The 17543-nt window shown below is 60.2% G+C and carries 18 protein-coding genes; 15 read left to right on the top strand and 3 right to left on the bottom strand.

The genetic code is table 11. From position 1 onward, the window contains the following. Positions 1-35: 35 nt before the first annotated feature. The 5 genes from hutH to hutG are packed head-to-tail and all read left to right on the top strand — an operon-like array spanning position 36 to position 5666. Positions 36-1577, top strand: a complete 1542-nt coding sequence (gene hutH, locus ACFPM8_RS20300) for a histidine ammonia-lyase (RefSeq protein WP_379000386.1) — start codon at positions 36-38, stop codon at positions 1575-1577. A gap of 13 nt (positions 1578-1590) precedes the next feature. Further along, complete coding sequence (locus tag ACFPM8_RS20295) at positions 1591-2187, top strand: HutD/Ves family protein (RefSeq protein WP_379000384.1); 597 nt, start codon at positions 1591-1593, stop codon at positions 2185-2187. After that, complete coding sequence (hutI, locus tag ACFPM8_RS20290) at positions 2177-3394, top strand: imidazolonepropionase (RefSeq protein WP_379000382.1); 1218 nt, start codon at positions 2177-2179, stop codon at positions 3392-3394. Before ACFPM8_RS20295 ends, hutI begins: the two co-directional genes overlap by 11 nt. A gap of 36 nt (positions 3395-3430) precedes the next feature. After that, a complete protein-coding gene (locus ACFPM8_RS20285; RefSeq protein WP_379000534.1) occupies positions 3431-4816 on the top strand; it encodes a formimidoylglutamate deiminase in 1386 nt (461 codons plus the stop codon). A gap of 25 nt (positions 4817-4841) precedes the next feature. After that, entirely contained in the window at positions 4842-5666 is an 825-nt protein-coding gene (gene hutG / locus ACFPM8_RS20280) for an N-formylglutamate deformylase (RefSeq protein ID WP_379000380.1), read from the top strand. A 38-nt stretch (positions 5667-5704) separates the two neighbouring features. Here the strand turns inward: hutG and ACFPM8_RS20275 are convergent, their stop codons facing one another. The 3 genes from ACFPM8_RS20275 to ACFPM8_RS20265 all read right to left on the bottom strand — a co-directional run bounded on the left by ACFPM8_RS20275 (position 5705) and on the right by ACFPM8_RS20265 (position 8620). After that, on the bottom strand, positions 5705-5851 hold the full coding sequence (locus tag ACFPM8_RS20275; RefSeq protein WP_379000378.1) for a hypothetical protein: 147 nt from the start codon (positions 5849-5851) through the stop codon (positions 5705-5707). Positions 5852-5880: 29 nt separating this feature from the next. Continuing rightward, the gene (locus ACFPM8_RS20270) at positions 5881-7995 is read right to left on the bottom strand and encodes a site-specific recombinase (RefSeq protein ID WP_379000377.1); all 2115 of its coding nucleotides are present in this window, start codon (positions 7993-7995) and stop codon (positions 5881-5883) included. A gap of 190 nt (positions 7996-8185) precedes the next feature. Further along, the gene (locus tag ACFPM8_RS20265) at positions 8186-8620 is read right to left on the bottom strand and encodes a CHRD domain-containing protein (protein WP_379000375.1); all 435 of its coding nucleotides are present in this window, start codon (positions 8618-8620) and stop codon (positions 8186-8188) included. Between the two features lie 205 nt (positions 8621-8825). Between ACFPM8_RS20265 and ACFPM8_RS20260 the strand changes: the two genes are divergently transcribed. The 10 genes from ACFPM8_RS20260 (at position 8826) to ACFPM8_RS20215 (ending at position 17542) form a co-directional block, all read left to right on the top strand. After that, positions 8826-9545, top strand: coding sequence for a fumarylacetoacetate hydrolase family protein (locus ACFPM8_RS20260; protein WP_379000373.1), 720 nt, complete (start codon positions 8826-8828; stop codon positions 9543-9545). After that, complete coding sequence (locus tag ACFPM8_RS20255; protein ID WP_379000533.1) at positions 9535-10314, top strand: fumarylacetoacetate hydrolase family protein; 780 nt, start codon at positions 9535-9537, stop codon at positions 10312-10314. The genes ACFPM8_RS20260 and ACFPM8_RS20255 overlap by 11 nt, the downstream gene beginning before the upstream one ends. Further along, positions 10311-11765, top strand: a complete 1455-nt coding sequence (hpaE, locus tag ACFPM8_RS20250) for a 5-carboxymethyl-2-hydroxymuconate semialdehyde dehydrogenase (RefSeq protein WP_379000371.1) — start codon at positions 10311-10313, stop codon at positions 11763-11765. Before ACFPM8_RS20255 ends, hpaE begins: the two co-directional genes overlap by 4 nt. A gap of 117 nt (positions 11766-11882) precedes the next feature. Next, on the top strand, positions 11883-12380 hold the full coding sequence (locus ACFPM8_RS20245) for a DUF3304 domain-containing protein (protein WP_379000370.1): 498 nt from the start codon (positions 11883-11885) through the stop codon (positions 12378-12380). Next, positions 12381-13577 carry a T6SS phospholipase effector Tle1-like catalytic domain-containing protein gene (locus ACFPM8_RS20240; protein ID WP_379000368.1) on the top strand — a complete coding sequence of 399 codons (1197 nt, stop codon included), beginning with the start codon at positions 12381-12383 and terminating at the stop codon, positions 13575-13577. It abuts the gene before it with no gap. Next, positions 13577-14494 carry a hypothetical protein gene (locus tag ACFPM8_RS20235; RefSeq protein ID WP_379000366.1) on the top strand — a complete coding sequence of 306 codons (918 nt, stop codon included), beginning with the start codon at positions 13577-13579 and terminating at the stop codon, positions 14492-14494. Before ACFPM8_RS20240 ends, ACFPM8_RS20235 begins: the two co-directional genes overlap by 1 nt. Before the next feature lie 77 nt (positions 14495-14571). Continuing rightward, on the top strand, positions 14572-15435 hold the full coding sequence (gene hpaD, locus ACFPM8_RS20230; RefSeq protein ID WP_379000363.1) for a 3,4-dihydroxyphenylacetate 2,3-dioxygenase: 864 nt from the start codon (positions 14572-14574) through the stop codon (positions 15433-15435). 8 nt (positions 15436-15443) lie between these two features. After that, positions 15444-15848, top strand: a complete 405-nt coding sequence (locus ACFPM8_RS20225; protein WP_379000360.1) for a 5-carboxymethyl-2-hydroxymuconate Delta-isomerase — start codon at positions 15444-15446, stop codon at positions 15846-15848. A gap of 80 nt (positions 15849-15928) precedes the next feature. Further along, a complete protein-coding gene (gene hpaH, locus ACFPM8_RS20220) occupies positions 15929-16732 on the top strand; it encodes a 2-oxo-hept-4-ene-1,7-dioate hydratase (protein WP_379000358.1) in 804 nt (267 codons plus the stop codon). A 12-nt stretch (positions 16733-16744) separates the two neighbouring features. Next, a complete protein-coding gene (locus tag ACFPM8_RS20215) occupies positions 16745-17542 on the top strand; it encodes an aldolase/citrate lyase family protein (RefSeq protein WP_379000356.1) in 798 nt (265 codons plus the stop codon). Position 17543: the final 1 nt, after the last annotated feature.

The raw sequence follows: 17543 nt of genomic DNA, 5'->3' as shown, positions 1-17543 counted from the left end.
TGCACATATCTGTCTCATTTTGAAAGCAAGTACCTATGAAAAATACCCTGACCATCCAGCCTGGAAAAATGTCCCTGGCAGAAATCCGCAGCATCTGGGCCGAAGCCGTGCCGCTGCAGCTGGCGCCGTCCGCTTACCCGGCGATTGAAGCTTCCGCCGCCACCATCCTCAGGATCGTCGGCCGCGGCGATGCCGCCTACGGCATCAACACCGGTTTCGGCAAATTGGCCAAAACCCACATTCCCGACGCGCAACTGGAAGAGTTGCAGCGCAACCTGATCCTGTCGCACTCGGTCGGCACCGGCGAATTGTTGGACGATGCGGTGGTGCGTCTGATCATGGCGATGAAAATCGGCAGCTTGGCGCGCGGCTATTCCGGCATCCGGCCGCAAGTCATCGATACCCTGCTGGCGCTGTACAACGCCGGCATCATGCCGTGCATCCCGGCCAAGGGCTCGGTCGGCGCGTCCGGCGATCTGGCGCCGTTGTCGCACATGACTTTGGCCTTGCTGGGAGAAGGCCAGGTCAGGGTCGGCGGCAAGCTGCTGGACGCCAGACACGCATTGGAACAAGCCAATATCGCGCCTATCGTGCTGGCCGCCAAGGAAGGCCTGGCGCTGATCAACGGCACCCAGGTATCCACCGCGCTGACCTTGCATGGCCTGTTTTTGGCGGAAAGGGTGTTGGCCGCCGCCACCGTCACCGGCGCGCTGTCGGTCGATGCCGCCAGAGGCAGCGATGCGCCGTTCGATCCGCGTCTGCATGAAGTACGCGGTCAGCCGGGGCAAATCGCGACCGCAAAGATTTATCGCCAGCTGCTCAGCGGGAGCGCGATCCGGCAATCGCACCTGGTCAACGACGAGCGCGTGCAAGACCCGTATAGCCTGCGCTGCCAGCCGCAAGTGATGGGAGCCTGCCTGGACCTGATAGCCAACGCGGCGCGCACCTTGCTGACTGAAGCCAACGCCGTCACCGATAATCCGTTGATTTATGCGGAACATGACGAGGTGATTTCCGGTGGCAATTTCCATGCCGAACCGGTCGCTTTTGCCGCCGATACGCTGGCCTTGGCGATTGCCGAAATCGGCGCGTTGTCGGAGCGCCGGATCGCCTTGCTGATCGACGCTTCCTTGTCCGGCTTGCCGCCGTTCCTGGTGGAGTCGTCCGGCCTCAATTCCGGCTTCATGATCGCCCACGTCACCGCAGCCGCTCTGGCTTCCGAAAACAAATCGCTGGCGCACCCGGCCAGCGTCGACAGCTTGCCGACTTCAGCCAATCAGGAAGATCACGTCAGCATGGCGACCTATGCCGGCCGACGCTTGCATGACATGGCGCACAACACCGCCACCATCGTCGCCATCGAATTGCTGGCGGCGGCGCAGGGGGTGGATTTCCATCAGCCTTTATTGACCTCGCCGATGCTGGTGCCGGTGCTGCAACGCTTGCGCCAGGAAGTCGGGTTTTACGACAAGGATCGTTTCTTTGCTCCGGATATCGAAGCCGCGAAACAACTGGTGTTGCAAGGCGCGGTCAGCGAGAGCTGCCAGCAGTTGTTTATCGGCCTGCATCTGGCATAACACCGGACCCGACATGGAACTGCATGCCTTCGACGACCTGATTGCCGCGCCTTGGAAAAACGGCGGCGGCAGCACGCGTACCTTATCCAGCTATCCGGCGGACGCCGGCTTCGATGATTTTTTGTGGCGGGTGAGCATTGCCGACGTCGATCAATCCGGGCCGTTTTCGTCTTTTCCCGGCATCGACCGGGTGATCATGTTGCTGGATGGCCCCGGCATGCAGCTGAACTTTGCCGATGGCAAGGTGCATGGCTTGACCACGCCGTTGCTGCCGTATTGCTTCAAGGGCGAGGAACAACTGGATGCGCGGCTGGAGGGCGGGGCATGCCGCGATTTCAACCTGATGCTGCGGCGCGGTGCCGCCAGCGGCGCGGTCGAGGTGTGGCACGCGACGCCGGACGTGGTCGAGGCATGCGATTTTCGGCTGCTGTTTTGCGTTCAGGGCAGCTGGCAAGTGAGTACATCGCATGCAGAATGCGCGCTGGAGCGGCGACAGACGCTGAGCTGCGAGGGCGATACCGGCCGCATCTCGGTCCGCCCATTGGCGGCAGACAGCGTATTGGTCGTGGTCAAGATCAACCGGCAACAAGGAATCGCGCATGCAAACTAATCAAGGCATCTGGCACAACGCCCGGATCGCGCCCGCCGGCGATCCAGATCATGTCATCGAAGACGGTGCGATTGCGGTGCGCGACGGCGTGATTGCCTGGATCGGCAGCGTCGAGTCCATGCCTGCCGAATTTGCGGAGTCGGCTTTGCCGCGCCACGATGTCGGCGGCCAGTGGATCACGCCCGGCTTGATCGACTGTCACACGCACCTGGTATACGGCGGTACCCGCGCCGATGAATTTGCGCTGCGGCTGGCCGGCGCCAGCTATACCGAAATCGCGCAGCGCGGCGGCGGCATAGTCTCCACCGTGCGAGCGACCCGCCTGGCGGATGAGGAGAGCCTGTTCCGGCAGGCGGCGCGGCGGCTGGAAGCCCTGCTGGCGGAAGGCGTGACGGCAATTGAAATCAAATCCGGATACGGACTCGATCTGCCGACCGAACGCAAAATGCTGCGCGTTGCGCGCCGTCTCGGCGTCAGTTATCCGGTCAGCGTAGTCACCACTTTCTTGGGCGCGCATGCGTTGCCGCTGGAATATCAAGGCCGCGCCGATGATTACATCAGCCTGGTCTGTCACGAGATGCTGCCGGCCTTGCACGATGAAGGATTGGTCGATGCGGTCGACGTATTTTGCGAGAACATCGGCTTCTCGCTGGCGCAGAGCGAACGGGTGTTCGAAGCCGCCGCCAAACTGGGCTTGCCGGTCAAGATGCACGCCGAGCAACTCTCCAATCTCGGCGGCACGCAGCTGGCGGCGCGCTACCGGGCGCTGTCGGTGGATCATCTGGAGCATTTGAGCGAAGCCGATGTGCTGGCAATGCAGCAGAGCGGCACCGTGGCGGTGCTGCTGCCCGGCGCTTACTACTTTATTCGCGAAACCAAACAGCCGCCGATCGAACTGCTGCGGCAATACCGGATCCCGATGGCGATCGCCACCGATCACAACCCCGGCACCTCGCCCACCACCTCCTTGTTGTTGATGCTGAACATGTCTTGCACGCTGTTCCGGCTGACCGTGGCGGAAGCCTTGCTGGGCGTGACTGCCAATGCCGCGCGCGCATTGGGCAAGGCCGATACGCACGGCTTGCTGGCGGCGGGGCGGGCGGCCGACTTTGCGATCTGGTCGGTGGAATCGTTGGCCGAACTGGCTTATTGGTCGGGTCTCAATCCTTGCAGTGCGGTGATCCGTGGCGGCGTTGCCGCAGCTTGATGTTGGAATCGTAGGAGGAGGAACAACATGAAACATATGAACCGCCTGATCGCCGACCAGGCATTGCTCCCCAGCGGTTGGCACAAAAACGTGCTGCTGGCCTGGGATGCCGACGGCATGCTGACCGAGGTGATCGTCAACGCCGAGCAGATAGCGGTGGCGCCCAAGGTCACCGGCACGGTATTGCCCGGCATGCCCAATCTGCATTCGCACGCCTTCCAGCGCGCGATGGCCGGCTTGACCGAATACCGCTCCGATCCGAACGACAGCTTCTGGAGCTGGCGCACGCTGATGTACGGCTTCGCCCAGAAATTGTCGCCGCCCGCCTTGAAAGCGATTGCGGTGCAGCTGTACATCGAAATGCTGAAGGCCGGTTACACCTCGGTCTGCGAATTCCATTACCTGCATCACGACATCGGCGGCAAGCCCTATGCCAATCCGGCCGAAAACCTGAACTGCCTGATCGAAGCGGCGCAAGAAGCCGGGATCGGCTTGACCTTGCTGCCGGTGCTGTACCAGTACAGCGGTTTCGGCGCGCAGCCGCCGCATGCCGGGCAGGTGCGCTTCATCAACTCGCCGGAATGGGTGATGAGCGTATTGCAGCGCTTGCAAAGCGAACATCCGCAGCACGCCGCTTTGCGTTACGGCGTCGCCCCACATTCGCTGCGGGCGGTGTCGCCGGCGTCATTGCAACAAATGCTGACGCTGCTGAATCAATGGGACGCGCAAGCGCCGGTGCATCTGCACATCGCCGAGCAAATCAAGGAGGTCGAGGATTGCGTCGCGCAGCTGGGCGCGCGGCCGGTGGCCTGGTTGCTGGATAACGTCGAAGTCGATAGCCGCTGGTGCCTGGTCCATGCGACCCACCTGAGCGCGACGGAAACCCAGGCGCTGGCGCGCAGCGGCGCGGTGGCGGGGATATGCCCGAGCACCGAAGCCAATCTGGGCGACGGCGTTTTCGACGGCGTCGCTTACGCTGCCGCGGGCGGCAGCTGGGGCATCGGTTCCGACAGCCACGTCAGCACCAGCGCGCGCGAAGAATTGCGTCTGTACGAATACGGCCAGCGCTTGCTGCATCGGCAGCGCAATCTGCTGGTCGGCAACGACGGTGCCGCTTCGGTTGGAAACTATCTGTACCGCGAGGCGCAGCGCGGCGGCGCCGCTGCCAGCGGACGGCCGGTGGCCGGGCTGGCGGTGGGACAGCGCGCCGACTTGCTGGTGCTGGAGGATCGGCACCCGGCATTGTGCGGCAAGCACGGCGACCAGTTGCTCGACAGTTTTATCTTTTGCAATCATGGCCAGACGCCGATACGCGACGTCATGGCCGGCGGCCGCTGGGTGGTCCAGAACGGGCATCATGCAAGCGAAGAGCGGAGCAGCACGGCCTATGCGGCCGCGTTGCGAGGCCTGCTGGCCGATTGAACAATTATAAAAAAGAGGAAATCCGATGAGTTCGCCAGTCCCGAAGTTCATTTTTAAGCGCGGCCGATTGCCGCTGCTGGTCTCGATGCCGCACGCCGGCGAGCATATCCCGGCGTCGATTGCAGCCGGCATGACGCCGACCGCGCTGACTTTGGCGGACACCGACTGGCACCTGCCTGCCTTGTATGACTTCCTCGATGAACTGGGAGCGTCGGTGCTGGTGGCGACCCATTCGCGCTATGTGATCGACCTCAATCGGCCTAAGGACAATGTCAACCTCTACCCGGGGCAGGATACGACCGGGATTTGTCCGGTGGACAGCTTTCACAAGGAGGCGCTGTATCAGCCCGGCCAAGAGCCTGACGACGCCGAGATTCAACGCCGGATAGCCGACTACTGGCAGCCTTATCACACCCAGCTGGAGCAGGAATTGCAGCGGCTGCGCAGCGAGCACGGCATCGCGATGCTGTGGGATGCGCATTCGATCGCATCGGTGGTGCCGCGCTTTTTTGAAGGGCGGCTGCCGGATCTGAATCTGGGCACCGCGTCCGGGACATCCTGCGCGCCGGAACTGACGGAACAGTTGCGGGAGATCGCTGCATCGGCGGCCGCTGTCGGCTATAGCCATGCGCTGAACGGCCGCTTCAAAGGCGGCCATATCACGCGCCACTACGGCCAGCCGCAACAGAATATCCATGCGGTACAGCTGGAGCTGGCGCAACTGACCTATATGCAGGAGCAAACGCCGTTTGCTTTCGATCCCGCACTGGCGGCGCAGGTGCAGCCGATATTGCGTCAGTTTATGGGCGCGATGCTGGCTTGGGCCAAGACCCATGCCGGTACGGCCTGACGCCGTGCGTCAGCTGGGTAGCGTAACGGGATTGGTCTTCATTTGGCGGGCGGCTTTTCTTCTGAAATAGGGCGGCTGTTGCACCAGATCGGACGAGCGGCAGGATCGTCGCAGCGATAACTATTTGGCGATGCGCAGCCGGCCAACAGGGTAACGAATGTAAAAATAGCGAATGCTGTTTTCATGGATCCCGCCTTTGTGGTTGATTTCCGCCCTAAATTACAGAGTCTTTCTCTTCCGCGAGTGGCGCCACCTGTTTCGGTGCGATGAAAAAGTCGCCCGGCCGCTTGCGGAAACGCCCCAGGACCGCCTTGGCCAAGCTCCAGCCGTGATGGAAATGCACCCGCCGGGCACGCAAGGCGACGAACAGCGCCAGCGAAAAACTGACCCACAGGTTGACTGTGCCGATCCCGATCACGCCGACGATGGACCTGACGGCAGTCTGCCAGCTCATCTGGTTGTCGAGACCGACCAGCGCAGTGGCAAAGTTGGTCGCCGAAAACGTAATGTGGCGGATGTCGATCGGCAGGCCCAGCATATAACCGATGGTGCCTATCGTGCCCAGCAAAATGCCGAAGTAAAAATTACCCATCAAGCCGCCGAGGTTGTGTTCCAGGTACTGCCCAAGCCTGGACAGGCGTTTCTGGCCCAGCAATTTGCGCAGCCAGCGCGCGCGCTCAACCCGCTGCGCCATGTGCGTATATAGCGCCTTGTTGTCGTAATAGCCGGAAATCAAGCCCGCCAGGAACAGGCAGACCCCGGCAATCGCCGCATGGAACAGCGCCAGACTGGCCAGCGGATCGATATCGTGCAGCAAGTGCTGCGCCTTCTCCGGCGATACCAGATGCGCGCCATGCAAATGAAAATAGCCGAGTGCGATCAGGTAGGCGACCGGAAAAGCCAGCAGCAAATTGCCGGCCACCGCGATGAACTGGGTCCGAATCACTTTGACGATCAATTCGACCAGGCTGTCGATGTCGATATAGCGGCCGTCGCGGCTTTGCAAACCGGCGGCGATGCGGGATGCGGTCATGGCCGGCTGCTTGGTCGCGACCGTGAAATGCAGCACATGAATCAGCATGAAGCCGAACGAATAATTCATGCTGAACAGGAATGCCTCGACCAAAGGCGCGGCCCGCAGATAGGACGCCAGGATCTTCAGTAAGGACATGAAGCCGATCACGACTCCGGCGCCGGACGCCGAGCGGAACATGGCGCTGTATTCGGTGCGGCTTTCGGCGATGTAATGTTCGCCGGTGCGGCTGGCGTTTTCAGTGACATTGCGCGCCAGCAGGTTGATGTTGTCGGCGAACAGCTCGCGCACCGCATATTTGCGGTTGTGCGCTTCGATCAACTCCTGGCCCAGCGCCAGGGCCTCGCTGAGCTTGGCGACTTGCGCAGGGTTGGGTGCTGCCTCCTGCTCGGCGAGGGCGGCCAGCTGCTCCTGGCTGCCGAGATCGCCGATATCCACCAGCATCAGCAGCTTGCGTAAGCGCTGAATACTCTGATCCAGCCTCACCAGCAAATAGGTGAGGGCAACGCTGGTGCCCATGCGCAAGGCGTTTTTGCGGATCTTGAGCACCACGGCGTCGCACTGATCCAGCATCACCAATAAATGCTTGGCATCTTCGGGCGCCGTGCTTTCGTTTGCATCGCTGACGTCGCCTGCCAGATAGCGCCGATAACCATGCAGATAGCGATGCAGCTCGACGTTTTGCATCAAGAACGGCGAGTCGAAATCCTCGATGGTGGGATAAAGCCGGATCAGCGACGGCTCCAGCCCCATGGCGCTGACGCGGTAGGACAGCACCTGGATCGCATCCAGCAACTCGACCATGGTTTTGTGGCGATCGTCGGCATCGCTGGCGACATTGTTCTCGGCATCGGTATAAGGCGCTGCGTTGACCAAAACCTCGATCAGCTTCAGCCAGTCCGCGCTTGGCACCGCGTTGATCCAGACATAATCGGTGTCGGCCGGCAGCACCCGATCCAGGCAATCGCGCAAATAATTCTCATCCAGCGCCGGTGGCAGGATGCGGAACGACATCCGTTGAAACAGTTCGGTAAAGAAGCCCGCGTTCGGCAGGATGCCGATATCGGTATACAGGCTGGTTTGACGCCGGGTCGAGAACAGCCGCAGCAAATAATGGCGCAGGGCGCTGGCCTGGGTCGGACTGCCATGCAGCAACTGCAGCAGTATGCGTACCTGCTCCGCTGCCTGCTCGGCCAGCTTCGGCTGCTTGGGACGCAATGCATTGATCAAGGCGACCAGATGATCAATGTTGTCGGAATGTGGGTCGGCGGCAATGCGTTGTAAGGTTGATAGCATGCAAAGATTTTCTCGAAACGCAAAGCAGCAGTATACGTGCAGTTGGCCCGCCTGAAGGTCAACCCGCTTATCGGAGCCGTTCTCGCTGCTACGCTGCGCTCGTGAATGACGTGTCAAATGGAAGCGCGATGGCGTTCGGTGGAACGCCATCGCGCTTTTTTTTAAAACGATCTTGATGATGCGCCGGGAATTATTTGGGTGTCAGTTGGCCGCGAACTTCTCCGCCGGGATGGGCCACGCTATGCACATTGACGTACAGATTGCCGGCCATATAGTCGACATATTCGTCGTCGGTGAGTTTGGTGCCGGCCGGCACCGACCATGTGTTGGGGGCGGTTTTAGTCAACGGATGTATGACCGGTCCCGCTTTCCCGGCAGCTCCTTTATGGATGTGCGACGCCATGGAATCGAAGCCCTCGACAGTGACGCTGCCGCTCACCATTTTTTCGGTATCGACCACGATCTTTCCGGTCCCGCTCGCCTTCGTGCTGACCGGCGGCACTTCTTGCGCGCCGGTCAAAGTAACGTGACTGGTGGGGTTCTCCGCCATCGCAGAACCGATCCCGAGCAACATCGTCAGGGTCACGAACAACAATGATCTTGCATGTTTTTGCAGGGTAATCATTTGTTTTCCTTCATCTTGGATTGAGGGGGATTGCTGGCAATAGTGTAGTCCGCTTTGTGTTCAGTGGAAATGTCCGTTGCGGCAGTGCCGGGCAAAGCTTGTCTGGTCGAAAAGTCGTTGCGGCCGATTGACACACTAATATGTTAATGATTATATTGCTAACACTTTGGCTCCATAACGCTTGAACTGCAGGGGGGAAGTGAAGATGCAGAAACATGGTCCTGTTGCGATATCGGGTAGACCGGGCGCCCAGGGAACAGTCTACGGCGTCATCCTGAATCATCGCCGGTCCTTGGCCGGTCTCGGCGATACGCTATTGCAAGCACCCTATAAAAGCCTGCCGCAAGCCCCGGTGCTTTACATCAAACCGGCCAACACGCTGGTAGCGAGCGGCGCCACGGTGCTGTTGCCTAGTCCCGCCAGACAGGTGGAAGTAGGCGCCACGCTCGGCATCGTCATCGGTGCTGCGGCGGCGCGCATCGGCCTGGAGCAAGCCGCAACAGTGATCGCCGGCTACGTGGCGGCGGCCGACTTGAGCCTGCCGCACGCCAGCTACTACCGCCCTGCGATACGCGAAAAATGCTTCGATGGCGCTTGTCCTATCTCGCAACAAATGATGCCCGCCAGTCTGGCGAACGATCCAGACAGCGTGTGCATCGAAACCCATATCAATGACACCCGGGTCGACAGCTGGCCGCTCGCGGACTTGGTCCGCAACATCCCCGAACTATTGCGCGACGTCACCGAATTCATGACCTTGAATGCCGGCGACATATTGCTGATCGGCGTGCCATGGCAGGCGCCGCAAGCGACGATAGGCGATGCGGTGCGGGTGGCGGTTGCCGGCGGCGGCGAGGTTTGTTTCCACATCCAGTCGCACGGATGGAAAAAGGTAGGAGGGGGCAAACATGAAAATGACGAATAGGCGCGGGCGCATCTTCTTCAACGGCGCCATCCATGAAGTCCGGCCCGCAGCCGACGGCCGGATTGAATTGGCGGACGGCCGCAGTCTGCTAGACAGTGAAGCGCACTGGCTGCCGCCGCTGGCGCCGCGCACCATCTTTGCGCTGGGACTGAACTATGCCGACCACGCGCGTGAACTGGATTTCAAGGCGCCGCAGCAGCCCCTGGTTTTCTTGAAGGGACCGAACACGATAATCGGCCACCGAGCCCACACGCGGCGACCGGCCGATGCGACTTATATGCATTACGAGTGTGAACTGGCGGTGGTGATCGGTCGCCATGCCAAGGACGTGAAGCGCGCTGATGCCTACGATGTGGTTGCCGGTTATACCGTCGCCAACGACTACGCCATCCGCGACTATCTGGAAAACTACTATCGGCCCAACCTGCGGGTCAAGAACCGCGACGGCTGCACGCCGCTCGGTCCCTGGCTGGTCGATGCCGCCGCCGTGCCCGACCCGATGAACTTGCGCTTGACCACCAGCGTCAATGGCAAGCTGACCCAGCAAGGCAACACCGGCGACATGATCTTCACGATCCCGGCATTGATCGAATATCTGTCCAGTTGCATGACCCTGGCGCCGGGCGACATCATCCTGACCGGCACGCCGGAAGGTTTGGCCGATGTGCTGCCCGGCGACGAGGTGGTGACCAAAATCGAGGGCATCGGCCGCCTGATCAATACCATCGTCGGCGACGACGACCATTCCAACGTTGGAGGACAGACATGATCAAGCATCTGATCAACGGTAAACAAGTCGCGAGCCGCCAGACTTTCGAGACTCGCAATCCGGCCAATAACGAAGTGATCGCTGAGGTCGCGAGCGGCGGCGAGGCCGAAGTCGGCGCCGCCGTGCAAGCGGCGAAAGAGGCGTTCCCGGCCTGGGCCGCCAAGCCGGCGGCGGAACGCGCCAGGCTGATGCGCCGTCTGGGCGATTTGATCACTCGCCACGTGCCGCCGCTGGCCGAACTGGAAAGCAGGGATAGCGGTCAGGTGATAGCACAAACCCAAAAAACGCTGATCCCGCGCGCCGCCGATAATTTCCATTTTTTTGCCGAAGTCGCCACCCACATGGATGGCGAATCGTTCCAGTCCGACAGCGGCCATCTGAACTACACGATGTGGCAGCCGGTTGGCGTCTGCGCGCTGATTTCGCCGTGGAACGTGCCGTTCATGACCGCCACCTGGAAGACCGCGCCCTGTCTCGCGCTCGGCAACACCGCGGTGTTGAAAATGTCGGAGCTGTCGCCGCTGAGCGCCGACTATCTCGGCCAGCTGGTGCTGGAAGCCGGCATTCCGGCCGGGGTGTTCAATGTCGTGCACGGTTACGGCAAGGAGGCAGGAGAGCCGTTGATTCGCCACCCCGACGTGCGCGCGATTTCGTTCACCGGCAGCACCGCGACCGGCAACCGCATCGTGCAGCAGGCGGGATTGAAAAAATTCTCGATGGAGCTTGGCGGCAAATCGCCTTTCATCATCTTCGACGACGCCGACTATGAGCGTGCGCTGGACGCCGCGCTGTTCATGATTTTTTCCAACAATGGCGAGCGCTGCACCGCTGGTTCGCGCATCCTGGTCCAGCGCGGTATCTACGACAAGTTTGTCGTCGACTTCGCGGCACGCGCGGCCAATCTGAAGGTTGGCGATCCGCTCGATGCCGACACCATCATCGGCCCGATGATCAGTCGCAGCCATTGGGAAAAAGTCATGCGCTATATCGCGCTTGGACAACAAGAGGGCGCGCGCATGGTGTGCGGCGGCGGCCTGCCGGCGGTGCCTAATCACCTGCGTCACGGCAATTGGCTGCAAGCCACGGTATTCGCCGATGTCGATAACCGGATGCACATCGCCCAGGATGAAATTTTCGGCCCGGTGCCGTGCCTGATCCCGTTCGGCGACGAAGCCGAAGCGCTAAAGATCGCCAACGATACGCCGTATGGACTGTCCTCGTATGTCTGGACCGAAAGCACCGGGCGCGCGCTGCGCATGGCGCGCGGCATCGCGGCCGGCATGGTGTTCGTCAACAGCCAGAATGTGCGCGACCTGCGCCAGCCATTCGGCGGCGTCAAAGCCTCGGGCACCGGTCGCGAAGGCGGACATTACAGCTTCGAGGTGTTCGCCGAAGCGAAGAATGTCTGCATCTCCTATGGCGAGCATGCGATTCCGCGCTGGGGGCTCTGAGTCTGGTTCGCGTTTGGCAATGCCGGATTTGGACTGCGATATTTTCCGTGGACAGAACAGTACGAGTGACATGACTGATGTACGAATGATTATTTCAAGTCAAACCAGGGGAAATATATGCGATTCCAACACTTGTTTTTATGTGTCGTCATACCGGTACTCGGCGCTTGCAGCGCAACGTTGCCGAATAATGCATCCGTACCCATCGACAAGCGGTCAACGCTGGTCACTGTTCCGATGACGCCGGTGTCGATAGGCTGTGTCGGTCACGAAGGGGTGTCCTATATTCACGCGTTTTATGTAAAGGAGCCATTCAGCGAATACATGGCGGGAGGCATTAGTTGCGGCGGCACCAGTGCATCTGGTTACATACTCCCTACCCAATGGCAGCCCGGCATGAAGGTCAAGGTGCGCTGGAACCGACCAATCAAAGGTGAAGATAACTGGATAGAAAAAACCACCACGATCAGGCGATATGAAAGAGCGGGGACACTTACCGTTCATTTCTTCGCCAATGATGAAGTGCGAGTGGTTTCGTCTGCTCGTTATGCTCCGGAAAGCCCGATGCATCCGCTTCCCAAAAGCGTCACGATAGCCCCGCCGGAGGAAGAGTAAATGAACGTACCTATTCAATCCGCACCACTGATTGTTCGTGGCCGCGCTGAAGATGTGATGGCATTAAATTTTGCCGAGACCTGTGCTCTCGACGGCATGAATGGCGAATCGTTCAGGACTGCGCATCTGTTGTGCCAGTGCTTCGTCAAGATAGGTTTGTTTTTTGATGGCACCAACAACAATCGCATCCGTGATGAACCGTTGAAGTGCCACACGAATATCGTCAAACTATTTAACGCGCATAAAGCCGTCGATGGTATAGGCGATTATCTGCAACAGCCTCACCACTACCGGATTTACATTCCCGGTCTGGGTACGCGCTTTCCGGAAAACCGGGAATGGCGCGAAAGCCAGGAAGGCAAAGCATTCGGCAAAGGTGGTCAGGCACGCATTCTGTATGCATTGCTGGAAGTCTATAACGCGGTGTATCAATCGATTAATGATGGCGTCAAGATGTTCGAGGATCATGAAATTACCGCCAAACTCCAGCAATACGCGCAAGACGTCGACACCGGCGACCCGCTGCGCGATGCGCACGATCCACGCCCAGACCGCCGCAGCTGGTTTGGCGATCTGAGCAAAGAACTCGACAAACGCTTGCGCAAGGTGCGCGCAGAGCGGCCGTTGCCGAGAATTCCTAACATCTCGCTGAATGTGTTCGGCTTTTCGCGCGGCGCGGTCCAGGCGCGGGCGTTCTGCTACTGGTTCAACGACTTGCTGCAAAAAGACGGCACCTTTGCCAGCATGCCGGCTGAGATCAAATTCCTCGGCCTGTTCGACAGCGTAGCGTCGATCGGTCCAGCCAACTCGGTGGCGGAAAGCACGCCGATCTTTTGGGCCGATGGCCACTTCGTCTGGGCCAAGGAAATTCTTCAACCATTGCCCGATTGCGTCAAGCACTCCGTGCATTACATCGCCGCCCACGAACAGCGCCGCAATTTTCCAGTCACCCGCGTCAAGCAAGGTGCTGGCGGCAAAGTGCTGGAGTATCTGTATCCCGGCGTGCATTCTGATGTCGGCGGCGGCTATGCGCCGGGCGAGCAGGGCAAATCGCGCAGCATGGACCTGCTGTTGTCGCAAATTCCGCTGCTGCATATGCACCATGCGGCCACCGTCGCTGGCGTGCCATTGGCCGCATGCTGCATATGCACCATGCGGCCACCGTCGCTGGCGTGCCATTGGCCGCGTATTGCGTGATGGATGATCGTTTAAAAAAAGGTTACGAGATTTCTCCCGAACTGAGCGCGGCCTGGAACGCTTACATGAAAGCGGGGGAGTTCAAGGGAGATGATTTTCGTTCTTTGATGAATGAACACATGCGGCTGTTTTACAGCTATCGGCACGCCTTCCTGAATGGTTTCAATTATTTGCGTTTCTACGCTGAAGGCTGCAACGCCCAGGAAAAAGAAGATCTGGGCAGCTACAACGAAGCGCTGAAAAGCGATTTGCTGCTGCTGCGCACACGGAAATTGCTGTTGCGATCCGATGGTCGCATGGGCCGACATTACGACCTGGTGCGGCCGCTGGAACGCCAGCAAATCGCCAACGCCAATGACTGGCAGCAGCGTCTGTACTATGCCGATATTGCGCCCAGCCCAGAGGAGTTATGGGCGTTGGAACAGTTCAAGGAGCCGCCCGACCCGCAGAATGCGCCGTACATGGCGTTGCTGGCGGACCAGGTGCACGACTCGCTGGCGGGGTTTTACCTGGCTGGTTATAGCTCGGCCGAAGAAAAGGCCGAGGCGCTGCTGGCGATGGCGCGAGAGCATGACAAAACCCGCAAGGAGCCGAGCTCGCGGTACGACAAAAGGGTGTGGGACAACTATCAAGAGGCGCTCAAGAACGATCCGAAGTTGGCCGCGATGATGCAGAGCAGGATAGACAAATACAAGGAAGCGGAAAATGCCCCCGGCTATCGGTTGGAGAAAATCAATGCGCTGGAAAACGCGCACCAGCAGACGCCGTTCAGCCAGCAGGAACAAGACAAGTTGACGCCGCTGTTCCCGACCCAAACCGATGCCGATGCGGCCGACCTCGGCCATTGGGCGGTCCGGACCCAGACCGACAAGTGGCGCGAGGGCGGCGGTTATTTGCGGCAGCGGGTGGTGTTTTGACAGGGATTAAAAGCGCGATCGAATTTATAAGACCGTGAAATCCAAGCGAAATTAGAGATCGCTTAAAAGGAGAGATGATGGGCACTCTGGCTCTTGCCGCCAAGATTACGCACGTTCCGTCGATGTACCTGTCCGAACTGGACGGCCCGCATAAAGGCTGCCGGCAGGCCGCCATCGACGGCCATCTTGAAATCGGCCGCCGTTGCCACGAATTCGGGGTCGATACCATCGTCGTATTCGACGTGCACTGGCTGGTCAACGCGGAATACCACATCAACTGCGCGCCCCGTTTTGAAGGCGTCTACACCAGCAACGAGCTGCCGCATTTCATCAAGAACCTGGCCTATGCCTATCCGGGCAACCCAGAGTTGGGCCACTTGATCAGCAACACCGCCAACCGGATGGGTGTCAAGAGCCGAGCACACAGCGCAACCACGCTGGAACTGGAATACGGCACCCTGGTGCCGATGCGCTACATGAACAGCGATCAGCATTTCAAGGTGGTCTGCGTCTCGGGCTGGTGCATGTGGCACCAGCTGGCGGAGAGCGAGCGCTTCGGCCTCGCCGTGCGCAAGGCGATCGAACAGCACTACGACGGCACGGTGGCGGTGTTTGCCAGCGGTTCGCTGTCGCACCACTTTGCCGACAACGGCACCGCGCCGGATTTCATGCACAAGGTATGGGACCCGTTCCTGGAACAAATGGATCGCAGGGTGGTGGAGCTGTGGCAGCAGGGCGACTGGAGCACCTTTCTCGACCTGCTGCCGATGTATAACGACAAGTGCTGGGGCGAGGGCGGCATGCACGACACCGCGATGCTGCTCGGCTTGCTGGGCGGACGCACTTACGACCAGCGCGCCGAAATCATCACGCCGTATTTCGGCAGTTCCGGCACCGGCCAGATCAATGCCGTTTTTCCGATTACACCGTTAAGAACGTAAGGACTGCCATGCCCCATCTAACGCTGGAATACTCAGCCAACCTGAGCGCCGACGGCGACCTGCAAACCCTATGCGCCCAACTGGCGGCCTGCCTGATCGCCCAGCAAGCGGACGGCAAGCCGGTGTATCCGATCGGCGGAGTCCGGGTGCGGGCCATCGCCGCCGACTACTACTGCATTGCCGACGGTGCTGCCGATGCGGCATTCGTCCACGCCACGCTGAAGATTGCCGCAGGCCGCAGCGAACCGGTCAAGCGCCGCACCGGCGATGCGTTGTTCGAAGTGCTCAAAACCCACTTCGCCGTGCTGTATCAACAGATGGGCCTGGCGCTGTCGCTGGAGATCACCGAATTCAGCGAGTCCAGCGGCAGCTGGAAACATAACAACCTGCACGCGCGCTACAGCAAGGCATGAGCGCCTTGCCCTGCACGCCGGGTACGCGCCTTTCACTCCCGAATCCACTGTTACAGTCCACTAACCCGAAAGAAAGCCCCATGCTTCTACCAAGTACCATCCACAAACTGGCCGCGCAATTGCATGAAGCCGAGCGGACGCGCAAGCAGTTGCGCCATTTCTCGAGCGCGCATCCCGGCATGACTATCGAGGATGGCTATGCGATCCAGCGCGCATGGCTCCAGCTCAAGCTGGCCGAGGGCCGTGTCGTCAAAGGTCGCAAGATCGGCCTGACCTCGCGCGCGATGCAATTGTCTTCGCAAATCACCGAACCGGATTACGCGCCGCTGCTGGACGATATGTTTTTCGAGCAGGGCGGCGACATCCCGTTTGCGCGCTTCATCGCACCGCGGATAGAGGTCGAACTGGCATTTATCCTAGCTTGTTCGCTCAAGGGGCCGGGCATTACACTGTTTGACGTGCTGGCAGCTACCGACTATGTGACGCCGGCGATCGAGATCATCGACGCGCGGATCGAGCAGTTTGACGGCGAGACAAAAACGCCGCGCAAGGTGTTCGATACCATCTCCGACTTTGCGGCCAATGCCGGCATCGTGCTTGGCGGTCGTCCGGTGCGGCCGCACGACGTCGATTTGCGTTGGGCCGGTGCGATGCTTTACAAAAACGGTGTGATAGAAGAAACCGGACTGGCGGCAGCGGTGTTGAACCATCCGGCCACTGGCGTGGCTTGGCTGGCCAACAAAATTGCGCCCTATGACGAACAGCTCAACGCCGGCGACGTGGTGCTGGCGGGCTCGTTCACGCGTCCGGTGCCGGCTGCTGTCGGCGATACTTTCCAGGCCGACTACGGCCGGCTCGGGCAAATTGCGTTTCGCTTCGTTTGAGGATTTTTCCCTATGGACATGCCGCGTAATGGTTTCAAGCAGAGACTCAAAGATCAGCACTTGCAGCTGGGTCTTTTTCTCGGTCTCGCCCATCCGCTTGCCGCTGAAATCCTGGCCGGTTGCGGCTTCGATTTTTTGCTGATCGACGCCGAGCACGGCCCCAACGATCTGCGTTCGGTGCAGGCCCAACTGCAGGCGATTGCCGCCTACCCGGTGCAGGCCGTGGTGCGGCCGCCGCAGCACGACAGCGCGCTGATCAAGCAACTGCTGGGCATCGGCGTCCAGACCTTGCTGGCGCCGATGGTCGACAGCGCCGCCCAAGCGAAGGCCTTGGTAGCCGCCATGCGCTATCCGCCGAACGGCATGCGCGGCGTCGGTACCGGGCTAGAACGCGGTGCGCGCTGGAACGGCATTGACGACTATCTGGCCCAGGCCGATGCCGAAATGTGCCTGATGGTCCAGGTCGAGTCCCGTACCGGGATAGCGAATCTGGCCGCGATTCTACAAGTGGAAGGGGTGGACGGCGTATTCATCGGCCCGGCCGACCTGGCTGCGTCAATGGGCCATCCCGGGCAGACTGCGCATCCGGAAGTGAAGACGGCGATTGAAGGCGCTATTGCGACGATCCGGGCGGCAGGCAAGGCCGCCGGCATATTTTGTGCCGATTCGACGCTGGCTGCGGCCTATCGGGCTGGCGGCTGCAACGTGCTGGCGGTTGGGGCCGATACCAGCTTATTGCGCAATGCGGCGCTTGATCTCGTCAATACCTTCAAGCCGGCATCCGGCAGTGCGGCTGGTGCTTCGTATTGAG

Origin of the sequence: Paraherbaspirillum soli, assembly GCF_042654985.1 — a bacterium.
GTDB lineage: Bacteria > Pseudomonadota > Gammaproteobacteria > Burkholderiales > Burkholderiaceae_D > Paraherbaspirillum > Paraherbaspirillum soli.
Note: the sequence above shows the minus strand (reverse complement) of the source record. Positions and strands in the feature narration are given on the sequence as shown.